General features: G+C 64.7%; 13 protein-coding genes. 7 read left to right on the plus strand and 6 right to left on the minus strand.

What is annotated here, in order from left to right; all coding sequences use genetic code 11:
• Positions 1 to 82: 82 nt before the first annotated feature.
• The 4 genes from AC2EWF_RS12670 to AC2EWF_RS12685 all read left to right on the plus strand — a co-directional run bounded on the left by AC2EWF_RS12670 (position 83) and on the right by AC2EWF_RS12685 (position 4,550).
• On the plus strand, positions 83 to 2,554 hold the full coding sequence (locus AC2EWF_RS12670; RefSeq protein ID WP_483639721.1) for a glycoside hydrolase family 31 protein: 2,472 nt from the start codon (positions 83 to 85) through the stop codon (positions 2,552 to 2,554).
• A 181-nt stretch (positions 2,555 to 2,735) separates the two neighbouring features.
• A complete protein-coding gene (locus tag AC2EWF_RS12675) occupies positions 2,736 to 3,098 on the plus strand; it encodes an ArsR/SmtB family transcription factor (protein ID WP_483639722.1) in 363 nt (120 codons plus the stop codon).
• On the plus strand, positions 3,076 to 3,576 hold the full coding sequence (locus AC2EWF_RS12680; RefSeq protein WP_483639723.1) for an SRPBCC family protein: 501 nt from the start codon (positions 3,076 to 3,078) through the stop codon (positions 3,574 to 3,576). The genes AC2EWF_RS12675 and AC2EWF_RS12680 overlap by 23 nt, the downstream gene beginning before the upstream one ends.
• Positions 3,577 to 3,695: 119 nt before the next feature.
• Entirely contained in the window at positions 3,696 to 4,550 is an 855-nt protein-coding gene (locus AC2EWF_RS12685; RefSeq protein ID WP_483639724.1) for an alpha/beta fold hydrolase, read from the plus strand.
• Positions 4,551 to 4,793: 243 nt separating this feature from the next.
• Here AC2EWF_RS12685 and AC2EWF_RS12690 read toward each other — a convergent pair whose 3' ends face one another.
• The 4 genes from AC2EWF_RS12690 to AC2EWF_RS12705 all read right to left on the minus strand — a co-directional run bounded on the left by AC2EWF_RS12690 (position 4,794) and on the right by AC2EWF_RS12705 (position 12,398).
• Entirely contained in the window at positions 4,794 to 6,194 is a 1,401-nt protein-coding gene (locus AC2EWF_RS12690; protein WP_483639725.1) for an MFS transporter, read from the minus strand.
• 148 nt (positions 6,195 to 6,342) lie between these two features.
• A complete protein-coding gene (locus tag AC2EWF_RS12695; protein ID WP_483639726.1) occupies positions 6,343 to 9,327 on the minus strand; it encodes a TonB-dependent receptor plug domain-containing protein in 2,985 nt (994 codons plus the stop codon).
• Between the two features lie 124 nt (positions 9,328 to 9,451).
• Positions 9,452 to 10,537 carry a YncE family protein gene (locus AC2EWF_RS12700; RefSeq protein WP_483639727.1) on the minus strand — a complete coding sequence of 362 codons (1,086 nt, stop codon included), beginning with the start codon at positions 10,535 to 10,537 and terminating at the stop codon, positions 9,452 to 9,454.
• A gap of 10 nt (positions 10,538 to 10,547) precedes the next feature.
• Positions 10,548 to 12,398, minus strand: coding sequence for a YncE family protein (locus tag AC2EWF_RS12705; RefSeq protein ID WP_483639728.1), 1,851 nt, complete (start codon positions 12,396 to 12,398; stop codon positions 10,548 to 10,550).
• A gap of 312 nt (positions 12,399 to 12,710) precedes the next feature.
• Here AC2EWF_RS12705 and AC2EWF_RS12710 point away from each other — a divergent pair, with 312 nt between their 5' ends.
• The 3 genes from AC2EWF_RS12710 (at position 12,711) to AC2EWF_RS12720 (ending at position 15,303) form a co-directional block, all read left to right on the plus strand.
• Positions 12,711 to 13,370 (plus strand): response regulator transcription factor, encoded by a 660-nt coding sequence (locus tag AC2EWF_RS12710; protein WP_483639729.1) that lies wholly within the window; start codon positions 12,711 to 12,713, stop codon positions 13,368 to 13,370.
• Positions 13,367 to 14,746 carry an ATP-binding protein gene (locus AC2EWF_RS12715; RefSeq protein WP_483639730.1) on the plus strand — a complete coding sequence of 460 codons (1,380 nt, stop codon included), beginning with the start codon at positions 13,367 to 13,369 and terminating at the stop codon, positions 14,744 to 14,746. The genes AC2EWF_RS12710 and AC2EWF_RS12715 overlap by 4 nt, the downstream gene beginning before the upstream one ends.
• Before the next feature lie 77 nt (positions 14,747 to 14,823).
• The gene (locus tag AC2EWF_RS12720) at positions 14,824 to 15,303 is read left to right on the plus strand and encodes a DUF2127 domain-containing protein (protein ID WP_483639731.1); all 480 of its coding nucleotides are present in this window, start codon (positions 14,824 to 14,826) and stop codon (positions 15,301 to 15,303) included.
• Between the two features lie 131 nt (positions 15,304 to 15,434).
• On the opposite strand, the gene AC2EWF_RS12725 is transcribed toward AC2EWF_RS12720, so the two are convergent.
• Together AC2EWF_RS12725 and AC2EWF_RS12730 are read right to left on the minus strand one after the other, a co-directional pair.
• A complete protein-coding gene (locus AC2EWF_RS12725) occupies positions 15,435 to 17,600 on the minus strand; it encodes a TonB-dependent receptor (protein WP_483639732.1) in 2,166 nt (721 codons plus the stop codon).
• Positions 17,601 to 18,343: 743 nt separating this feature from the next.
• A complete protein-coding gene (locus AC2EWF_RS12730) occupies positions 18,344 to 21,391 on the minus strand; it encodes a hypothetical protein (protein WP_483639733.1) in 3,048 nt (1,015 codons plus the stop codon).
• Between the last annotated feature and the right edge of the window lie 432 nt (positions 21,392 to 21,823).

Genomic DNA, 21,823 nt, shown 5'->3' on the forward strand with positions numbered 1-21,823 from the left:
TCGCCGATAGAAGCGCGGTGGAAAGCTCCCGCATGGCGGATTTCCAGAGCGGCATCGACCAAATGATCGGGGCGCGACAACCATGATGCGGAAACTGTTTTCCGGTGGACTTTGCGCGCTGCTCCTGGGCGCGTCGTTGAGCGGCACTGCGATGGCGCAGGACGCCCCCCTCGTGCTGCAGCGGGACGGGAGGATCATTTCGCTCCAACCTTATGCGCCGAACATCGTGCGGGTGACGTTCGGCGTCGGCCGGGCGGCCGTGATGAATCCGCCCGGCTACGGATTCGTGGCTCAACCCTCGGCCCGAGGTTGGACGCATACGCGCGACGCGGCAGGCGACGACGTGTTCCGCTCGTCGAAAATGGTGGTGCGGGTGGCCCCCGGGGCGCTTGCGCCTGACCAACTCCCGCTGGGCTTGCCCCTGGATGCGTTGAACCGCCAGTTGCGCGAAAAATACTTCGGGCACTGGAAAGATCCGCATACCTTCAACGACGCGCTACAGATCACCGACGCCGCGGGCAAGACGCTCTTGCGCATGCGCACGTGGACGATGGTGCCCGAGCCGGCGGAGGCGGCGCGGGCAAACGCAGGTGCAACGGACTTTCGCGTTGCCGCCACGTTCGAATCGCCCGCCGACGAGCATTACTACGGGCTCGGACAGCAACAGCAGGGATGGATGGACCTGCGCGACCATGAGATCCGCTGCTGGCACGACTATGCCGCGCTGGGCGGCGAGAGCGTCTGCGTTCCCTTCATGGTGTCGAGCCTCGGCTATGGCCTGGTCTGGGACAACCCCTCGAAAACCACCGTACGGCTTGGCTTCAATGGCCGGAACGTCTGGTCGTCGGAAGTGGGCGATCGGGTGTCCTATTTCGTCATCGCGGGAAGCAGCGCCGACGAGATCTACGAAGGCTATCGCCGGCTGACGGGCGTGACGCACCTGCTGCCCTGGAAGGTCTACGGCTACATCCAGAGCAAGGCGATCTACCCGACGCAAAAACAGGTCCTGGCCGTTGCCGGCGAGTACCGCCGCAAGCATCTGCCGCTGGGTGTGATGGTGGTCGACTTTCTCAACATGACCAGGCAGGGAAACCTGGACCTGGACCCGGCCCGCTGGCCGGACCCTGCCGCCATGAACCGTAGCCTGCATGCGATGGGCGTGGACACGCTGCTGAGCGTGTGGCCGCACTTCTCGAAGGGATCGCTGTTCTACGACATGCTCGCCCGCAAAGGCTGGCTGGTGCATACGCGGGACGGCGTGCCGGACCCGGGCGGCTTCAAGGCGGTCATCGGACCGAACATCGACACCACGAATCCGGCGGCGGCCAAGTGGTTCTGGCAGCAAATCCGCGATCGCTACATCAAGCCGTACGGCTTCGATTACGTATGGCTCGATGAAACGGAGCCGGACATCGACCCGGCGAAGGACGTGTTCTGGATCGGCTCGGGCAGGCGCTTCTACAACGTGTACCCGCTGTTTCATACCGCCTCGGTATACGACGGATTCCGGCGCGATTTCGGCGACAGCCGAAGGGTGATGATCCTCGCGCGCGCGGCGTACCTGGGTGCGCAACGCAACGGCACCGTGTTCTGGTCGAGCGACATCGTCGCTACCTGGGACATGCTCAAGCGATCCATCCCGGCGGGGCTCAATTTCACCGCGACGGGATTGCCGTACTGGGACACCGACATCGCGGGTTTTCTGTCGCCCATGATCCCCGCCGACTACCGCGCGGCGCACAAGCCCTTGATCGATGGCTCCGACGTGCGTGGCACGATAGGAAACTACGAGGACTATCCCGAACTGTTCGTGCGCTGGTTTGAATGGGGCGCCTTTCAGCCGGTCATGCGGGCGCACGGCGAAAGGAACCACAACGAAGTGTGGTCCTACGGCAAGCAGGCCGAACCGATCCTGGCGAAATACCTGAAGCTCCGCTACCAGCTCTTGCCGTACACGTATTCGGCGGCCTACCGCAGCTACCAGACCGGCGCGCCGTACATGCGCGCGCTGTTCATGGATTTTCCGCACGATCCGAAAGTTGCGGACATCCCTGACGAATACATGTACGGGCCGGCTTTCCTGGTGGCTCCGGTCACGGAGCAGGGCGCCACCCGCCGAACGGTGTATCTGCCGGCGGGCAGCGATTGGTACAACTACTGGACGGACCAGCGCCTACACGGCGGGCAGACGGTCGAAGTGGATGCGCCCATCGATACGCTGCCGCTGTTCGTAAAGGCAGGAAGTATCGTGCCGCTGGGTGCGGGCGAAGCGGGCGTCGGGCAAGCGCAGAAGATTGCATCGGTAAAGGTGTATCCCGGAGCGGACGGCAACTTCACGCTTTTCCGGGACGACGGGACGTCCTACCGCTACGAGCGGGGCAGGTATTCGGTCACCCGGCTGACATGGAATGACGCCGCGCATCGGCTGGAGCATGCGGGAGCGCCAGCATGGAGCGGACCGGATTCGGCCGTCATCTCCGTGATTGGCGACGTTCGTGCGGCGCCCGCCAACCAGCACGACATCAGCAGATTGCCAGTGCAGGATCCTGATTAGCCGTTGTTGTCGCAGGCAGGGCGTCTGGTTTCCTCCCTTTGTGGTCCCGGCCTCAGTCACTTCAGTGACATCGGTCCAATGGTTGGTGGCATGAGGAAGAGCCTGCGCACGCTGCACGCCGCCGGGCATCCGGCTGGCCGGTCACTTGCAAACCGTCCATGCGGGTTATACTGTGAACCACATGGTTCACTATCAAGCCCGCCTTGACGCGACGTTTGCCGCGCTTTCCGATGTCACCCGACGTGGCGTGCTGGAGCAGCTCGGGAGCTCGGACGCCTCAATCAGCGACCTTGCCCAAAGGTTCCACATGACCCTTACGGGCATGAAGAAGCATGTCAGCGTCCTGGAGCAGGCGGGGCTCGTGGTCACCGAGAAGGTCGGGCGCGTGCGAACCTGCAAGCTCGGGCGGCGCCGGCTGGAAGAAGAGGCCGCCTGGATCGATCGGCACCGCCAACTCTGGAGCGCGCGCTTCGACGCGCTGGACGAACTTGTCGAACACCTGAAAAGCAAGGAGAAGGCAAATGGCAGAGGCAGGAAAAAGTAGCCCCGTCGCCAAGAACCCCACCGTCGTGGAACGCAAGTCCGATCACGAACTCGTCGTGACGCGAACGTTCGATGCCCCCGTGCATATCGTCTTCGAAGCGTGGAGCAAGCCTGAGTTGTTCAAGCTTTGGTGGGTTCCGAAATCGGTGGGCATGTCATTGGTTTCATGCGACATGGATATTCGCACCGGGGGCACGTATCGCCTCATGTTCAGCCATCCGGACTTCGATCAGCCGATGGCATTCTTCGGCACGTACATAGAAGTAACGCCGCACAAGCGCATCACATGGACAAACGAAGACAGCGATCAGGGCGCCGTGACCACGGTGACGTTCGAGGAAAATGCCGGCAAGACGCTGGTCACCTTCCACGAAAGCTACCCGACAACGGAGGCCCTCGACGAAGCCCTCGCCGGTTCGGCCCAAGGCCTGCCCGAACAGTTCGCGCAGCTGGACGAGTTGCTCGCAGCCGGATCGTGACCGCACCGTGACCATCGGCGCATGGAAGGGACAACGATGAAACACGCGATCAGCACTGCGCCGACCCGTTGGCGCCATGTGAGGACGATATGCTCAGACGCGATTTCCTTAAGACCGCCATGGCGACCGCCGTGCTGACTGCGGCGCTTCCCATTCAAGCCAGGAAGACGCTCACCACATCGATCGGGCATTTTGCCGACGTCAATGGCCAGCACATCTTTTACAGCGTGCATGGCGCCGGCAAGCCGCTCATTCTTCTACACGGCGGCATCGACCCGGACAGCTTCGGGAGCAATCTGGCCGAACTGGCCAAGCGCCGTAAGGTGATCGCCCCTCATCTGCAGGCACATGGACGCACGCCAGACACCGACAGGCCACTGCGCAGCGAAACGATGGGCGACGACATCGCCGCCCTGATCGGCCATCTGAACCTCGGCAAGACCGACGTCATGGGCTACTCGCTGGGTTCCAGCGTCGCGCTGCAGACTGCCATCCGCCATCCGGACGTGGTCGACCGGCTCGTGCTGGTATCCGCGGCGATGAAGCAGGACGGCTTTTATCCGGAGGTGGTGGCCGCCTTCAAACAGCTGGAAGCCAACGCTGCCACGTTGGGCCCTGGCGTCAAGACATCGCCGCTGGGGCAGACCTATCGCGATGTCGATTGGACAAACCTCTTCAGGAAGGTCGGTGACCTCACCAAACGCCCCTTTGACTGGAGCGCCGGGGTCGCCAGGCTTCGGGTGCGCACACTGCTGGTCTATGCCGACGCCGATGCCATCCGGCCCGAACACTTGGTCGCCTTCTGGAAGGCGCTGGGCGGCGGCCAGCGCGATGCCGGGATCGATGGCTCCCTGCGGCCCGCAAACCAGCTCGCCATCGTGCCGGACACCACCCACTACACGATTCCCGTCGATCCCATGCTGCCGGAGATAGTCGACCGCTTCCTCGGATCTGCATTGAAGGCAGCAGGCTAGGGGCCGCGAAACACCCACAGGGCTGCCAGGACCCGGGGGAGTTGCGCTTGTCCTCCGATGCGAGCGATCGGAGAAGCGGACGGCGGACAGGACAAGGGCGCATTATTGGAGGTAGGCAGGCGCCAGCACTTGAATCGTGACGAAATTCTGCGGCTCGAGGCGGGGAGTCCGAGTGAGATTGCGCGCAAGGCTGATCTGAGAATGAGACTGCGCTGGATTCTCAACCATCGCCCTCATCAAGCGTCAGCGGCTGATTTCTTCCAGCGCCACGCCTTTGGTCCGCGGGCCGAAAATGCCGATCATCGCGATGCCCACGACCATCGCAATGGCAATGAACACGGCAACGGCCAGCGCCCCGCCGGCATGGAGCAGATAGCCCACGGCGAGACCGGCGAACGCGGCCGCGATGCGGCTCCACGAATAGACGAAGCCCACCGCCCTGGAGCGTATGCGGGTCGGATAGAGCTCGGCCTGGTAGTTGTGGTAGGCATACGACATCACGTTGGCCGCCAGCGTGAACACCACGCCGAGCGCTATCAGCACGATCGGGTTGTCCGCCATCGCAAAAGCCAACATGCTCAGGCCCATCACTACCAGCCCCAGCATGATTTGCAGCTTGCGTTCGATGCGGTCGGCGAAGAGCACACCGAGCAGCGGTCCCAGCGGATTGGCGATGGCGATGATGAAGGAGTACTCCAGGCTGTGCGTGACGGTGATGCCGCGCGCGATCAGCAGGGTCGGCACCCAGGCCGCGAAGCCGTAGAAGCCGATTACCTGGGCCATGTTGAATACCGACAGCATCAGCGTGCGCTCGCGGTATTGGCGCGAAAAGATTTCCGTGAAGCGGCCGCGGCCGGTCTCCTTGGCATGTGCCAGTGCGGGTGGCGGCAGCGGCTTGCCGCTCTCCGTCACTATGCGCTGCTCGATCGCCGCCATGATGGCTTCCGCCTCGTCGGTGCGCCCCTGCAGGGCCAGCCAGCGCGGACTTTCCGGAATGCCCTGCACCAGCAGCCACACCAGCACGGCGCCCATTGAACCGATCAGCACCACCCAGCGCCAGCCGTCGATGCCGAGCGGACTGAGCGGTACCAGCACCCAAGCCAGCAACGCCACCAGCGGGACCACGGCGAAGGTAATGAACTGGTTGACGGAAAACGCGCGTCCGCGCTCGGCGCTTGGAATCAGCTCGGAGATGTAGGTGTCGATGGTGACCAGCTGCACCGCGAAACCCACGCCGGCGATGAAGCGCCAGATGTTGAGCATCTCGCCGGTGTGCTGGAACGCCATCACGGCGCTGCAGGCCACGTACCACACCAGTGACCAGGTGAACACCGGCCGCCGGCCGAAGCGGTCGGCCAGGTGGCCGAACAGCACCACGCCGACCCACAGGCCGGCAAAGGTGCAGAATACGAAGGTGCCGAAGCCGGCGATCTTGATCGAATCCAGGCTGGCGAAGAAGCCCAGCGACTGCGGCGTGAAAAGCCCCGACTTCATCATGCCCGGCGCCACGTAGGCAGTGAAGAACAGGTCGTAGAACTCGAACACGCCGCCCAGCGAAATCCACAACACGATCTTCCATATCGTGTGCGACGGCGGCAGCCGGTCGAGGCGGGCAGCGATCCTGGCGGAAGCAATTTCGGACACGTGATTCACCTGTCAGCAGCTGGGATGATCCCTGTCGGTGCGGTGCGCCGCACCGGCAGGGATCGCGGGGAAATTCGACATCAGGACTCGGCCGTAGCGAAAGACGGAACCGGGGCGAGCGGCCACGTCGCCCGGGAGTCGGGCATCCTCAGAACGTCACCTTCACGTCTCCATAGATCAGCCGGCCGATGGGCGAGTACGTACCGATGTCGCTGGTGGTGAACTGGTTGCTGAAGGCCCGCGGGAAGATCGGTGGCATCGTGTTGTCGAGGTTGTTCACGCCAAGCGACAGCGTGATGCTCTTGTCGCTGGTCAGGCCCCCGGGTGTCCAGGTGTACGAGCCGTGCAGGTCCCACACGCTGTAGCTTGGCACCCGGATGCCGGGCAGCGTGCCGGCGGCACCCGCGTCGTTGACGTAGGAGATGTAGGTGTTGCCCAGCATGAGGTCCAGGTTTCCGTAGGACCAGTCCAGCGTCGAGTAGAAGCTCGCCTTCGGCAGCGTTCCGGCGAACACGCCGATGTTGCTGGCGTTGCCCGCGTACTGCTGGTACGAACCGCCGGCGAAGCGCTGGAACTTGTACGAATTGAACAGCATCCCCTTGCTGGAAAACTCCCAGGTGCCGTAGCGCGTCGTGGGCAGCACGTAGTCAAGCCCCAGCATCCAGGAGTGCTCGATCAGGGTGCTCTGGTTGCGGAAGCGGTCGATGACGTAGAGCTGCGAATATTTGCCGGGGTCGGGCAGGCCGGTGGCCGGGTTGGTCAGGAAAGCCTTCAGCGATCCCGGGGTTCCGAACGGATCGGTACCGCCGAGGTTGGTGAAGTTGCCGGTGCTGACGCTGTCGAAGTAGGGCGAGGCCGAACCCAGCGCGTTGACGGATTGCATGATGGTGGTGAAGTCCGCGCCACCCGGAAAACCGTGCACGGTGATCGACGAATAGTCCGCAGTGAGCGTCAGGCCTTTGATGAACTTCGGATAGAACGCGAAACCGATAGAGCGCGAGGTCGAGGTGGACGGCTTGAGCGAGGGATTGACGCCGTCTTCGCCGTTGAAGGTATTCCCGACGCCGTACTGACTTCCGAACACGATGCCGATGAGCTTGTCGGTAACCGGACGGGTGTCGAACGGCCCGTAGGCTTGGTACAGCGGTGGCGCGGCAAACGACTTCGTGTAGGTGCCATGAAGCACAAACTGGTTGTCGAAGGGCTCCCAGCGAAACCCGAGCTTCGGCGAGTTTTTGCTGCCGGCGTCGCTGTAGCGCTCGAAGCGGCTTGCGGCGGTGAGATCGAACTGGTGCAGGCCGGGAATGCCCATGCTGCTCGAAGTGATCGGTATCAGCGTCTCGGCGTACGCCGCGCTCACGTTGCGGCCGTGGCTGAAGGGATCGGTGAACATGCCGCCGCTCCAGTTCTGGTCGTTGCCGGCGGTGGATCCGGTAGCCGGATCGGTGACGCGGCCATTCGGGTCGGCGTAGCCGGAAACCTCTTCGTGCCGCCAGCTGACGCCGACCGCGAGGTTCACCGGCCCTGCGGGCAGCTCGAACAGCTTGCCGACGGCATGCGCATCCCAGGAGTAGAGCTTGCTGTCGCCATGCAGCACCTCGGTGCCGAGCACGTTGGCCAGTGCGGCGGCCGGATTGCCGGACACCGCGAACGGATTGAGCGCCGGCTGCAGCACCAGCGGGTTGCCGATCGAATAGCCGCCATAGACCTCGCTGTAGGCGCCGCCGGCCATCGCGCTGCCGCCGGCGTCGTATCCGCCGGCGACGGCCCGTGCCAGATTGGGCAGAAAAATTAGGTTGGTGTCACGCTCCGTCAGCTTGCTCTCGCTGTAATCGACGCTGGTATGCCAGGTCCAGGCGTAGGGCAGCTTGCCCTTGAGTCCGAAGGAGAAGCGATAGGAGTCGGTGGTGTCGAACACCTGCTTGGGCCGCGACATGTCGGCGAAGGTCACGCCTGCCGCGGCGGTGGTCAGCGGGTTGTAGGGCGCGCCGTCCGGCACGGACAGCGTGACGTGGGAGAAGGGCTGGCCTGCGGCCGCCCAGGCGGTGGACTGGACCTTGTTCTGCGAGATCAACAGGTCACCGGAGGCCTCGATCTGGTCGTCGGTGAAGGGCTGCGAGGTCATGTTCACGACGAGGTTCTTGTGCTCCTGCCGCTGCAGGAGCATCGCGTATTTGGAATAGTCGAATCCCTTGGACAGTTGCGCCGCGCTGGTCGCGCTATAGACGCTTGGCGACAAGGCCGCATAGCTGCCGGCGGTCGCGGCGGTGCCGGTCGGCACGGGCGGCGTGAGCAGCCCGGGCGCCAGCACGTAGTTGCCGCCGGCGACGACGCCCGGTAGGCCGGTGCCCGGAACCACGCCGAACATCGGGCTCGTGAACGAGCGCGCATTCTGGTAGAGCGGGCTCGTCTTGGCGTCGCTGACGGTGGCCGTGATGTTCACCGGGCCGATGTCACCGCCGAGCGTCACGAAGGCCGAGCGATCCTTGTAGCCACCATCCGCCACTCCGTAGTGCCCACCCACGGTCACGCCGTGGTAGTCGTGCTTGAGGATGAAGTTCACCACGCCGCCGACGGCGTCGGCGCCGTAGAGCGAGGACGCGCCGTCGGTGAGCACGTCGACCCGTTCCAGCGCAGCGGCCGGGATCTGGCTGATGTCGACGAAGTTCTTGCTGCCGCTCAGGCCGGCAACCCCATCCAGCGCCATGCGCCGGCCGTTGACCAGCACCAACGTCGGCAGGTTGCGCAGCTCGACCTGCGAACCGCCGGCGGTGAACTGGTTGCGGTTCTGCGCGTTGCTCGCACCCGCGTTGCTGCGGCCGGCGAAGGCAGGAATGGTCTTGCGCAGGGCGTCGAGCATGTTGCTCGAGACGCCGGTCTGGCGAAGATCGCCGGCTTCGAGCGTCGTGACGGGAACAGCCGCGGCGTTCGGATCGATCGGCAGCAGGGTGCCCGTCACCGTGACCTGGCTGAAGTTGGTGACCTTGGGCGTCTTGGTGGTCGTGGCGGTCGCCTGCTTCTGCTTGGCCGGCTTGCCCGCGTCGCCGCCGGGCGTTGCCGCCATGGCGTGGCCGGTCAGGCCCAGGCCGAGCAGCAGCGCGCCGAACAACGCCTTGCGTGGATACTCGTGCATGTGATGTCTCCCCCACAGTGATGTCGCGTCTGGTCCCCGGCAATGCACGCTGCAAGTCCCCATTCTCCGTTCATGTTCTCCGTTTCCCCCTGGACTTTGCGACGGACGCCATTCGTTGTCTGCTTCAGTTCTCTTGGTAGGTCAGTACGGTGAAACTGTTGTCGAAATAGAAGTTCGGATAGAACGGCGCCACCGCCGTATTCACCTTCCTGGCCGGATCGACGCCCCCCTCGGCGGCCACCAGGTACACACTGTGCCTCTGCGGATCGAGCGCCAGCGTGCGCGCCATCGGGCGGGTGGTGACGGCCTGCTCGAGGCGATAGCGGTCGGGGCCTTGCTGGTCGATCACCATCAGGTCGGCGTCCAGCCCGTTGGAGGCGAAGATGCGCCGCGTGGCCGGATCGAAGGCCACGCCATCGTTGCCGCGACCGATCGGCAGGCTGGCCACTACGGCGCCGCTATCGGCGTCCAGTACGGCCAGCAGCGGCCGGTCGCTGCGGCAGCCGACAAAGATGCGCCGGCTCGCCGGGTCGTAGTCGAGGCCGGTGGGCTGGTGGCACGGTGCAGTCGACCAGGTGGCAGTGACCGCATGCGTGCTGGCGTCGATGCGCACCACGGCATCGCGGTCGCGCTCCGCCACGAACAGGTGGCCGTGCCCGTCCGGCGCCGAGGCCTCGATGTGGTGGCTGGGCATCGGCAGTGTCGCCACCAGCTTGCCGCTGCGGGCATCCATGAAGGCGACCTTGCCGCTGTCGCCCATGGTGAACATCAGCTGCCCGGTCACCGGCTCGTAACTGCCGGCATCGGCATCACTGCCGAAGCGGATGCGCCGTATCGTCTTCAGCGAGGCCAGGTCGAACTCGGTGGTCGAGCCGTCGCCGTTGACGGTGTAGCCCAGGCCGAGCGACGGCACCAGGATGGCCTTGTTGGCGCCGGTCGAATCGGCGATCGTGGCGACCACCTTGCGGGTCGACACATCGAACACGCTGACGCCGTCATGGCGGCGGCCGATGAACAGGTACGAGCGCGAGGGATCGTAGCTGAGGTAGTCCCAGGCCGGCGCCTTGCCCGGCAGGGTCACTGCCGAGCGCAGCCGGTAGAAGGAGGCGGCGCGGCCTGGGGCGGGCAGCGCGGCCAGGCACAGCAGCGCGGTCGCCAGGGCCTGGAGGCCGCGCTGTCGCGGGCGGCTGGAGGGGGTGGAGGAGGGCATTGGCCAGCCCCTACTTGCCCAGTGCGAACCACAGCACTTCGCCGCCCTTGCCGTGCTCGCCCGGCGACGCAGCCAGGTAGAGCCGGTTCAACTCCGGCACCACGATGCCGGACTTGGCGCCGATGGCGCTGGGAATGCGCGGCCGCGCGGCATAGAGATCGGGGGTCACCTGCTGGTACACGCCGAGGTAGCCGTCGCCGCCGGGGAGGTACACGCGCTTCCGGACGCTGTCCCAGAATAGCCCGTCGGAGGTGGCCGGCGCGTCCAGGGTGGCCACGGTGGCGCCGGTGTCGGTGTTCAGTACGAACAGCTTGCTGGGATTACGGGTGCCCACGAACAGGCGGTGGTCGGCCTCGTCCAGCGCCATGCTCAGGTTGGTCTGGGCGCCGCTCAGTGGCCAGCGCGCGATCACCTTGAAGCTCTTCTTGTCCACCACATCCACTTCGTTGTGGTCAGCGACGTTCACGAACAGGCGGTCGCCATGCTGCTCGGCCTTCACCGCCTCGGTGTGGTCGGAGTCGAAGCGCAGCTTGTTGTAGACATGGCCGGTAAGCGGATCGACTTCGTTGAGGAAGCAGTCCTTCATGCCCACGTCCTTGCCGCCGGTGACGATGTACAGGTGGCCGGTGGAGGGGTCGTACTCGGCCGAATCCGCACCCGGCTCCAGGTTGATGTGACCGACCACCTTGTAGGTGGTGGCGTCGAACACCTTGGTCATGCTCTTGCCGCTGTCGGTGACGATAAGGCGGTTGGCCTTGGGCAGGTAGATGATGGCGTGCGGCGTCTCGACGCCGGTGAGGGTGCGCTCGTGCTGGCCGGTGCGCAGGTTGAACAGCTCCAGCGTGCCGTGGTCCTCCGCCGCCAGCCACAGGCGGTTGCCCTTGAGGTCGTAGCCAAAGTGGTCGAAATCGCCGGAGTAGCCTGGCTTCCAGGCGGTGCTGCGGCCGATCAGCGTGGCGGTGGGGTGGGGGTCGACCACCGTGGGCGCCGCCACCGGCTGCATCAGCTTGGGCAGCGATGGGATCTTCTTGCGCAGTTCATCGCGGATCGCAAAGCCTTCGCGCTTCAGGGCATCTTTGTCGTCGCCCGGCTTGTACGGGAACACGATGCCCACCGCGCCTATCGTCTTGCCGCTGGCGTCCAGCAGGCGTGTTTCCACCTCGAAGCGGTTGCCGTTGACCTCCAGGTTTGGGATGCCGGTGTTGATGGCGCGCATGTCGTCGGAGTCGGCCTGCTTGCCGATGCGGCCGATGCTCGAACCCACCACCATATTGACGCTCTTGCCCGGCGGCACGATGTGCAGCATCAGGATCAGCAGTTTCGGATGCGCGGCCATGGTCCGGTCCACCAGCGCCTGCGCATAGGTATGGGTGGGTACGCTGGGATCGAACGCGTAGGGCTGGGTCAGGTTAGCGGTGTTGGAGATGCGTCGCCGCAGCTGGTCGCGCACCGCCTCGGCCTTCTTCGCCAGCGCGGCCTTGTCGTCGCCCTTGGCGTAGGGGTAGACGATGCTCAGCGCCCCCACCGTGTCGTCGGTGACGTCCTTCAGCGGCATCTCCACTTCGAAGTGGTCGCCTTCCTTGTTCACTTCCAGCACCGGCTTGCCGGTGTTGACCACGCCCATGTCGTCGGCGTCGGCCGGCTTGCCGATGCGACCGATGTTGGAGGCGATGATGACGTTGATCTTCTGGTTGGGCGGCGTCACGTGCATCGCCATGATGGCGATGTCCGGATGCGTGGCGAGCGTCTCGTCCACCAGATGCTGGGCGTAATTCGGCGCGGCTGCATTCGGTGCCGCTGTCTGCGCCAGCAGCGGCGGCGCCAGCAGGGTAGTGGCCAGGAGCATTGCGTAACGAACCATGGATTGCGTCCTCGACGATGGGTGCGGAATGAAGCGGGTGCCGGCGTGTCATACGCGTGGCGCGGGCGGGGGTGGGCGGCGATGGGCGCAGCGACCATCGATGGATCCCGTCCCCTCCCACCCGACCCCGGGGCTGCGTGGCATGCACCCTAGGACAGGCACCTGACGGGTTCCTGTAACGATCCTTAAAAGTTTTTCAGGTCGCCATCGTGGCGAGGCGCTGTTGCGCAGCGTGTGCTTTGTGCATCGCGTCACCGGTTGCGTTCGACGCTGGCATACACTCGCCGCGCAACGCCGACAGACAGGTGCGCCATGAAGATTCTCGTCGTCGAAGACCAGCAGCGCCTAGGTCAGTTTCTCAAGCAGGGGCTCAGCGAATGCGCCTATACCGTGTCCTGGGTCGGCACCTGCAGGGAGGCCAGCGACGCGCTGGCCGACACCAACTACGACGTGATCATCCTCGACCTGAGCCTGCCGGACGGCGACGGCCTGCAGCTGCTTGCGGAGTGGCGACGCGCAGGCTTCAACGAGGCGGTACTTATCCTCAGCGCGCGCGACACGGTGGAAGATCGCATCAAGGGCCTGGACATCGGTGCCGACGACTACCTGCCCAAGCCTTTCAGCTTCGATGAATTGCTGGCCCACGTGCGTTCGCTGCTGCGCCGCCAGTCGGCGGTCAAGCAGACGGTCATCACCCACCGCTGCGTGCGGCTCGACCTGCTTGGCCACACGGTCAAGCTGAAGGAGCAACCGGTGGACCTGACCAGCCGCGAGTTCGCCCTGCTCGAGATCTTCATGCAGAACGTGGGGCGCACGCTCACGCGTTCCTACATCTCCGAGCGCATCTGGCCCGGGTTGACCGACACCAACCTGCTGGACGTCTACATGAGCCGGCTGCGCAACAAGCTGGAAGCCGGCCTGGGCGAGCCGCTGTTCAAGACACTACGGGGCGTCGGCTATCAGCTGGTATGAAGTCGATCGGGGCGCGCATCACGTTCTGGTTCGTGCTGAGCGTCACGCTCACCCTGGCCTGCCTGTTCACCGCCGGCTACCACCTGCTGAAGAACTACATGATCCATGACCTGGATCTATTGAACGCCACCGAATTCCGGCAGATCAAGGCACGCCTGGGGCCTGATTATGCAGCGCTGAACCCGGCGACCATCGACGAGCGCATCCGCCAGACGACGGAGTACGCCTCGGTGCTGTTCTACATCAGCATCGATTCGCACGGGCGCGGCAACCTGTTCCGCTCCAAGAACCTGGCCGGCAACCCGCTACCCGACGTGAAGGGCAAGCGCGTCTTCGACGGCAGCTTGCCCGGCGTCGGCGATCTGCGCATCGCGGAGTTCCTGCTGCCGCCATTCGACGTCAGCATCGGCACGCCGGTGGGCCAGATGCGGCGTGCCATGGTGGCCTACACCGAGGTCAGTCTGGCGCTTCTGCTTGGGATGATCCTGGCCAGCATGGCCATCGGGCTGGGGCTTTCCCGCCTGATGCTGCGCCCGGTGCGGCTGATCGGCGAAACCGCCAATCGCATCCGCTCAGACAACCTCACCGAGCGCATCAGCGTCACCGGCATCGACGACGAGATTTCCGACCTGGCGCGGCTGCTCAACCAGATGTTCGACCGCCTTGAATCCTCCTTCAACCAGGTGCGCCAGTTCAGCGCCGAGGTATCGCACGAGCTCAAGACCCCGCTGTCGCTGGTGCGGCTGCATGCGGAGAAGCTGCTGGCGGACGGCAACCTGAGCCCGGTGCAGGAGGATGCCGTGCAGGTGCAGCTGGAGGAGCTGGCGCGCATCAACCAGATGGTGGATGAGCTGCTGTTTCTCTCGCGCGCCGAAGCCCAGGGCATCCACATGGACCTGGTGGTGCAGGACCCGCACCGCTTCGTGCAGAACTTCGAACAGGACGTCTGCGCCCTGGCGGAACACCAGGGACGGCGTCTGCTGTGCAGCTGCCGCGGCCAGGGACGGGTGGCGTTCGAGGAGCGCTGGCTGCGGCAGGTTGTGCTCAACATCCTCACCAACGCCCTGCGCGCCTCGCCGCCGGGTGGCCTGATCACGCTGCGTTCGGAATTTGTGCCCCGCTACTGGCGGGTCAGCATTGAGGACGAGGGGCCGGGCCTGACCCGGCAGCAGTGCGAAGGCGCCTTCGAGCGCTTCGTGCGCTTCCACCAGGGCGGAGAGGGAGACCGCGGCAGCGGCCTGGGCCTGGCCATCTGCCGCAGCATCATCCAGTTGCACAACGGGCGCATCTACGCCGAACCGCGTGCAGAGGGCAGGGGGCTGCGGGTGGTGTTCGAACTGCCGACCAGCGACGAGCGTGCGCAGAACGGCGTGTAATCCGCGCCGGTGCGCGCCATGGGCATGACACTACCTGCCTCACTCGGCCCTGTATCCCATCGCCAGGTATCCGAACCATGAAAGCCCGGCTCGATCAGGAACTGCACCGTGCGTTCGAAGTCAGCCTGCTTGTCAAGGCCGTCTTTGAAGTCTGCGAAATCCTGGCCGGTGTTCTCGTTGCTTTCGTAAACGAGGCCACAGTTCTTCGCGTGGTCCACGCCGTCACGCAGGTCGAGCTAAGCGAAGACCCCAGGGATGTTGTCGCGACCTATCTGCTCCATGCCGCGCAGCACTTTTCGGCGAGTCGCCAACACTTCATGGTCTTTTTCCTGTTGAGCCACGGGATCGTCAAGCTATGGCTGATCGTGGAACTCTGGCGGAAAAAGCTTCGGTACTACCCGTTGGCGTTGATGGTGTTCGGCGGCTTTATCCTCTACCAGCTCTACCGCTTCAGCCTTTCCCATTCGGCACTGCTGCTTGTGATCACTGCCGTGGATGGGGCAGTGATCTGGCTGACCTGGATGGAATACCGCCACTTGCGACGCAATGGGCCATAAGGTCAGAACACGATTTCCACCTTACGATCATCCAATGGCGCAATGACTGGGCCCATGCCTAAGCGCGTGCGCAGGACCGTCCCCTGCGCGTGCTGTTTCCGCTGCCGGGTGCGACTAGCCTTCTGCCATCTTCAAAAATCGACTGTTGCAGATGCGAAGTATGCCCTGGGCTCTTCGTAGATCGCACGGACGAAGGGCGTGCCATCGAAGGCGGTGTCGCCGTAGCCGAAGGTGTAGTAGTGCCGGTCGAGCACGTTATCCACGTACAGCGCGAGCTTCAGGTCTTTCCACATGCCATCGCCGATGTGCACCGTGTCGCGCACGGTGAGGTTGGTCACCGCGTAGCTCGGAATGGTCTCGGCGGTGGGCAGGCCGGCGCTGTATTCGTTGACGTACTGCGAACCGGAGTAATGCTCGCTCACGTTGACGCGCCAGCCATGCCACTTCCAGCCTACGCCGAGGTTGGCCAGGTGCTTCGGTACGCCGGCCAGCGCCTGCCCGGAGTGGACGGTCTGGCCGGCCGTGGCGGACACACCGGAACTGTTGGACACGGTGAAGTCGGAGGTGAAGTAGGCCTTGTTCTCGGCGATGTTGCCATAGATGCTGAAACCGCCGATGGATGTGCGCAGGCTGTCCTGCAGGTCGAGCTCCGCACCCTCGTAGCGCGAGCTTCCGCCATTGGTGGTGCTCGACAGCCCGGTGCTGGGGTCGGTGGTCTGGATGAAAGTGTTGGCGAAGTTTTCGCGGTAGACGTTGAGCGCGCCCTGGAAGCCGCCCTGCTCGTAGCGCACGCCTGCCTCGATGTCGCGCACGTATTCGGGGGATACGTGCAGGGGAACCACCACCGGCTGGCCGGCCGCGTTGGTCTGCCCGACGTTGTTGTAGTACGCGGCGATGCCGGGGAACTTGGCCGTCTTGCCCCATGCGGCGTAGACGCTGACATGATCCACCGGCCGCCAGTTCAGGCCGACGGTCGGCGAGGTGTAGTGCTCCTTGTCGGATACCGTGCCACTGATCGGATAGAAGAAACCGACGTTGTCGAAGTCGCGGGTTCGCGCGAACAGGTACTTCACGCCTGGCGTGACGTGCAAGGTGTCGTCGAGCAGGCTGATCTCGTCCTGCGCGAAGAGCGAACCCAGGTTGCGGCTGTCGTGCTCGTCCCAGGCGTCGTTGTAGCCGGTGGTCAGCGGCATCGCACGGGCGCCGTACCAGTACTCGGCCGAATGCAGCTTGGTATGCGAGTAGTCGGCGCCGATCTTCACCTCGTTGTCGGGCAGTTCCAGGGTGAAATGCGGCATGACCCCGTACTGCTGGGTGGAGTAGAGATATCTGTGGTAGGCGTTGCCCAGCACGTTGCTGCCGAAGGTCGCCGCGGGGTCGTAGGTCGGGCCGGACGGGTTGCCCAGCCAGAACGAGTAATCGCCAGCCTGGTTCGGCAACGCGTAGGGCTGCGTCGCGCTTTGCGCAAAGGCGGGATTGGAGTAGGACACGCGCTGGTAGTTCACGTTGCGCGCATAGACGCGCACGTTGAACGACAGCACATCGTTGATCCACATGCGGTCGCCCAGGATGAAGGTGCTACCGTGGTCCTTGTTGTAGCTGTTGCTCCAGTCCAGCGGCCAGCCGTAGTGGTAGCCGTATTGCTGGATCAGCGGCAGCGGCACCGTGTGCGGGGTGAAGCCGGTGTTGGCGTTGTAGATGGCATAGGCGTACAGCTTGCCCTTGTTGTCGTCGTAGGGCAGCGTGCCGGCGTAGTACAGGTTGGTGTTGCGGTTGCCGGAATTGTCCTGCCAGCCGCTGCTGGAATTGTGCGAGATGCTGAGCAGGTTGCGCACGCCGCCGATGTCGCCGGTATTCGCCGTCAGCCCGTAGAACCACGTGCCGAAACTGCCGCCGCCCACCGTGGCCGAGCCGCCGGCCCTGGCCTCCGGGTCGCGCGGCTGGAAGGCGATGGTGCCGCCCAGCGAGTTGTACGAGGTGACCGCGGGATTGTTGATGCCGCGGTAAAGGTTGACGCTGTTGACGTCATTCAGGGTCAACGGGATGTTGTTGCGCGTCGACGCGGAATTGGTGGTGCCGCCGTTGAAGGGGTCGTTGATCGACACGCCGTCGAAGGTTTCCGAGAACTGGCCGCTGCTGAAGGCGCGGAAGGTGATGTTGGTGCGCACGCTGTTCGCCGCCGGGGTGCGCACGTTGATCGAAGGCGTGCGCTCCAGCAGGCTCTGCACGCTCAGCATCGGCGAGGCGAAGCGGATCGCCGAAGGCCCGATGACCGAAGCGCTGAAGGCGGAACTCATCGGGATTCGGGTCAGCGTCAGTTCCTGGGCGATGACCTGGACCGCCGAAAGGTTCTTGACGTCCTTTTTTTTGCCGCTGGCCTGGCCAGCGGTCTTGGCGTCGTGTTGGTCCGGACGTGTTGTTGCGACCGATTGTGCCTGCGCGCCAGTCGCCGCGAAAGCCAGCAAGCCAGCGCCAAGCAACGCGCAATAGAGTGGCACGCGCTTCAAAGCATCCATCGGTATCCCCTTCGGTGATAGCAATCGAGACCATTGGCTTGCGCCAATAGCGTGCATTTATTCGAGGCAAAAATAAAGGCGAAGCATGACGGCTCCTTGACACGAGAACGTTCCGGCGGGGCTCGCGTCCCGCTGTTGCGGCCTGGCCTGTCTGGCCACTCGCGATGAGAGGCGCTCTGATACGCGTGCAGGTGGAGCGGACTTCTTCGATATAGCGGCAGTTCGCCGCTCCTTATACCCATGAGGAAGTGGTCGCCGAAGCCTAGCGCCTCTTGGCAATCCTGCGCCGCTTTGCTCCGCGCAGCCCCGGGGGTGAAGCAAGCGAGTTATGCAACTGCGCACAGCAACTGGCTGCAAGTCCGCCCGGTCAAGTTCAGGTTATCGTGGCCAGGAGGGGCGTCGCAGCATGGCACGCCGGATGGAGGCGATGGTGGGCCGGATCCGGCAGCGGCTGGCACAAAGCTCTCGCCCGCGATGGCCAGGCTGGCGCTGTCGAGACGCCAGGGTGCGCGGGCCACGGTCATCTATCTGTTGCAGCTCAACGCGGGGACCGCTTCTGCTGCGTCATACCGGTCCGTATCCTGCAGCCCGGTGCTCGATTGCAGTGCATTCCAGGCGGCGGCGGTGGCGTTGAAGTCCCCGCACAGCTCCTGGTAGGTGCGGTACAGCGATGCGGTGGGGGCGCCCTGGCCGGTGTAGTTGATCATGCCCAGCAACGCGGCTGATTGCCCGTTGATCCGGCTGAAGCTGGTATTGCCCTTGACCTGCGGTACGGCGTAGGGTCCGCCGGAAAGGCCGATGGTCGCGTCGGACAGGGTGCCGGTGAGCCCAGCGATCTGCTGCGCCAATGTTTTTGCTTCGTGGCCAGTCGACATCAGCAGGGTGCCGCGGTCATACGCACGCCGGCTGGCGGCGATGACGGTGATGACTTCCTGTGCGAGCGCCAGCTGCTTGCGCATGCCCGCCTCGTCGACCGGCGACAGCTTGACCCGCGGGTCCGGCCCGAGCGTCAGCGGCTGCGTATAGGACCGGCCATCGACGGTCAGTTTCGCCAGGTAATGGCCGGGCAGGGCCATCGGGCCCTGCGGCACGAAAGGTGTCTCGTGCGGGACTGCACCCATCGACTGGTCGAAGTACAGCGCCGGTGGTGTCGCGTAGCGCAGGTTCCAGGTCACCCGGTGCGCGCCGGCAGCCGTCGGCAAGGGAAGGTGCCGGCCGATCCAGAATGCCGGTGCCGGAGGCGCGGGCTGATCGAGCCGGGGAGTCGGGGCGTTCGAATATGTACGCACCACCGTACCCTTGTCATCGAGGATCTGCAGTTGCACGCGCTGCGCCGGCTGTTTGAGGTAGTAGTCGATGACGGCGCCATGAGGCGGGTTCTTCGCGTGCGGAACCTCGGGCGGGAACGGCGTGTCCTGGTTGACGTTCGCCTGTACCAGCACTGCCGGCCTGGGGCGGAACAGGTGTACGCCCTGATCGGCGGTGGCGGCGGTCATCTGTTCGAGCGGCGTGATGTCGTCGAGGATCCAGATGGCACGGCCGTAGGTCGCGGCGATCAGGTCGCCGTCGTGGATCTTGAGGTCCGTGTACGCGGTCGTCGGCAGATTGAGCCGCAGTGACTGCCAGTGGTCGCCGTCGTCGAACGACACGTACACCGACGTTTCGGTGCCGGCGAAAAGCAGGGCGTGCGCGTGCGGATCGTCCCGCACCACCAGCACGAAGCTGCCGGCGGCCTGGTCCGTGGGCAGGCCGGTCACGATGGGCTGCCAGGACTTGCCGTAGTCGCGGGTGCGATAGATGTGCGGTGCGTCGTCTCCCGTCGCCGAGGCGTCCACGGCGGCATAGGCTTCGGCCGGGTCGACCCGGGACGCCTGGATGTTGACGATGCCGTGGATGGAAATTCCGGGTGGCGTCACGTCCTGCCAGTGCTGCCCGTCGTCGCGCGTCAGGTAGATCACGCCGTTGTTGCTGCCGGTCCAGATCAGCCCATCCCGCAGGCGCGAAGGCGACAGCGACACGATGGCGTCGCCGTGATGCACGCCCTCTGGCGGCGGCACCGGCGCCTTGCCGGGATGCGCGGTGAGGTCCGGGCTGGTCTTCGACCAGTGGTCGCCACCATCACGGCTGCTCCAGACGTTCTGTGTGCCGTAGTACAAGGTGTGCGGGTGCTGGCGCGAGAACACGATGGGGGGCGATATGGCCCGCCGGTAGTCGGTATCGCTGACGGCACTGATCGCGCCGACACCCGGGTCGACGATCCGCGCGCCCCATGTCCTGCGATCAAGCTTCTGCAGGAAGCCCATGTTGCCGCTGCTGAAAATGACATTCGGGTCGGATGGATCGAGAGTTACGAACCCGGTTTCCCAGCCCGGCAGCGGAAACCAGTCCAGGTTCGAGATCTCGCCCATCGGGCCACGGCTGGCCACGGCGACCGCACCGCTGTCCTGCTTGGTGGCATAGACCCAGTAGGGAAAGCGATTGTCAGTGGCGATGCGGTAGATCTCCGCCGTTGGCTGGTTGTACCAGAGGCTCCAGGTGTTGCCGCTGTCGAGACTGACCGAAGCGCCCTGGTCGCCGCCGTACACGATGTGCCTGGGGTCGGACGGGTCGATCCACCACTGGTTCGGATCGTCGCCTCCCGGCGCGCCCTTGAACGCCACCAGGGTATGTCCGCCATCGGTGGAGCGGTAGACGCAGGTACCCATGGTGTAGACCACGTCCGGATTTGCCGGATCGACCAGCACCTGCTTGCTGGATGTGTAGATGGTCCGGGTGGCGAGCGACCAATGGTCGCCGCCGTCGTTCGAGCGGTACAGCCCGGTGCGGTTCAACAAGTAGACGCGTTGCGAGTCCGTGCCGTCCGCGACGGCCGTGGGCCCGGCCATCGCCGGCAGGCCATGGCCTTGCAGCTTCGTCCAGGTCGTGCCCTCATCCGTCGATTTGTAGAGCGTGCGCGGCGCCGGGTGCTTGTTCCGCGCGTATCCCGTGACGCCAGGCGCGTGATAGGTCTGCGCCACCGTGGCAAAGACCACGCGAGGGTTGTCGCTGGCCCAGGAGAGGTAGGTGGCCCCCGAGGCCGGCCCAGCGGCCAGCGCCAGTCGCCAGGTGCGTCCACCGTCGGTGCTGCGGAAGACACCGCGCTGGCCGCCTTGCCGGTGCTGCGTGCCGCGCACCGCGGCCAGTAGCAGGTCGGGGTCGTGCGGATCGACCAGCAGCCAGCTGATGGCACCGACATGGTTCAGGCCAGTGTCCTGCCAGTGCGCACCGGCGTCGGTCGACTTCCACAGCCCGCTACCGTATTGCACACCGAAGACGCTGCCGGTGCCCGCATAAATGACCGCCGGCTTCGACTGCGCCACGGCCAGCGCGGTGACACCGCGGATCGCGTGCTCGGCATCGGTCAGCGGGTGCCAGGTCACGCCAGCATTTTCGGTCTTCCAGACGCCGCCGTTGTCGGTGCCCACGTAGCCGAGCGCCGGTTGCCCGCGCACGCCGGCGACTGAGTCCACCTTGCCTGCGATGAACGGACCGATGTTGCGCCATTGCATGCCCTGCAGCAGTGAAGGGCTCACCTGGGCCTGCGCCACGGAGGCAAACCACAAAGTCGTGGCAATCAACGCCGCGTGTCCGACGGCGCGGCCCGCATTCACTCCAAACCGCAGGATCATGGCAGGCAGGCTCCTGATTCAATATGTAACTGTATGTGGCCGGCTTGCCCGGCACGCGAGAGGTGGATCACGTCGAGTATAAGCGTGCCGCGACACGGGCATGCTGGTGCGGCAGCAGATCGTGCCGGGTTGCGCCGATGCGCGACACGTCAAGACGAAGTGATTAGGACGGATTGTCGGCGACAGGGGAGTGGCAAAGCCGAATCGTGGTGGACGCATGTGGTGCGCAGCCAAAGAGCCCCAGGTGCTCTACCCAACGCGCTGGATGAAGACCAACCGCTTGCATGGCAGTCTTGCCTCGCCTCGACGCGCGGGGACTGCGCAAGGCGGCGGATG

The organism is Rhodanobacter sp. sgz306013, from assembly GCF_057031145.1.

Bases quoted from the DNA above. Each gene is read 5' to 3' on its own strand.
- AC2EWF_RS12685 (WP_483639724.1), top strand. From the start codon at position 3,696: ATGGCGACCGCCGTGCTGACTGCGGCGCTTCCCATTCAAGCCAGGAAG.
- AC2EWF_RS12695 (WP_483639726.1), bottom strand. From the start codon at position 9,327: ATGCACGAGTATCCACGCAAGGCGTTGTTCGGCGCGCTGCTGCTCGGC.
- AC2EWF_RS12680 (WP_483639723.1), top strand. From the start codon at position 3,076: ATGGCAGAGGCAGGAAAAAGTAGCCCCGTCGCCAAGAACCCCACCGTC.
- AC2EWF_RS12700 (WP_483639727.1), bottom strand. From the start codon at position 10,537: ATGCCCTCCTCCACCCCCTCCAGCCGCCCGCGACAGCGCGGCCTCCAG.
- AC2EWF_RS12675 (WP_483639722.1), top strand. From the start codon at position 2,736: ATGGTTCACTATCAAGCCCGCCTTGACGCGACGTTTGCCGCGCTTTCC.
- AC2EWF_RS12720 (WP_483639731.1), top strand. From the start codon at position 14,824: ATGAAAGCCCGGCTCGATCAGGAACTGCACCGTGCGTTCGAAGTCAGC.
- AC2EWF_RS12725 (WP_483639732.1), bottom strand. From the start codon at position 17,600: ATGAGTTCCGCCTTCAGCGCTTCGGTCATCGGGCCTTCGGCGATCCGC.
- AC2EWF_RS12710 (WP_483639729.1), top strand. From the start codon at position 12,711: ATGAAGATTCTCGTCGTCGAAGACCAGCAGCGCCTAGGTCAGTTTCTC.
- AC2EWF_RS12705 (WP_483639728.1), bottom strand. From the start codon at position 12,398: ATGGTTCGTTACGCAATGCTCCTGGCCACTACCCTGCTGGCGCCGCCG.
- AC2EWF_RS12670 (WP_483639721.1), top strand. From the start codon at position 83: ATGATGCGGAAACTGTTTTCCGGTGGACTTTGCGCGCTGCTCCTGGGC.
- AC2EWF_RS12715 (WP_483639730.1), top strand. From the start codon at position 13,367: ATGAAGTCGATCGGGGCGCGCATCACGTTCTGGTTCGTGCTGAGCGTC.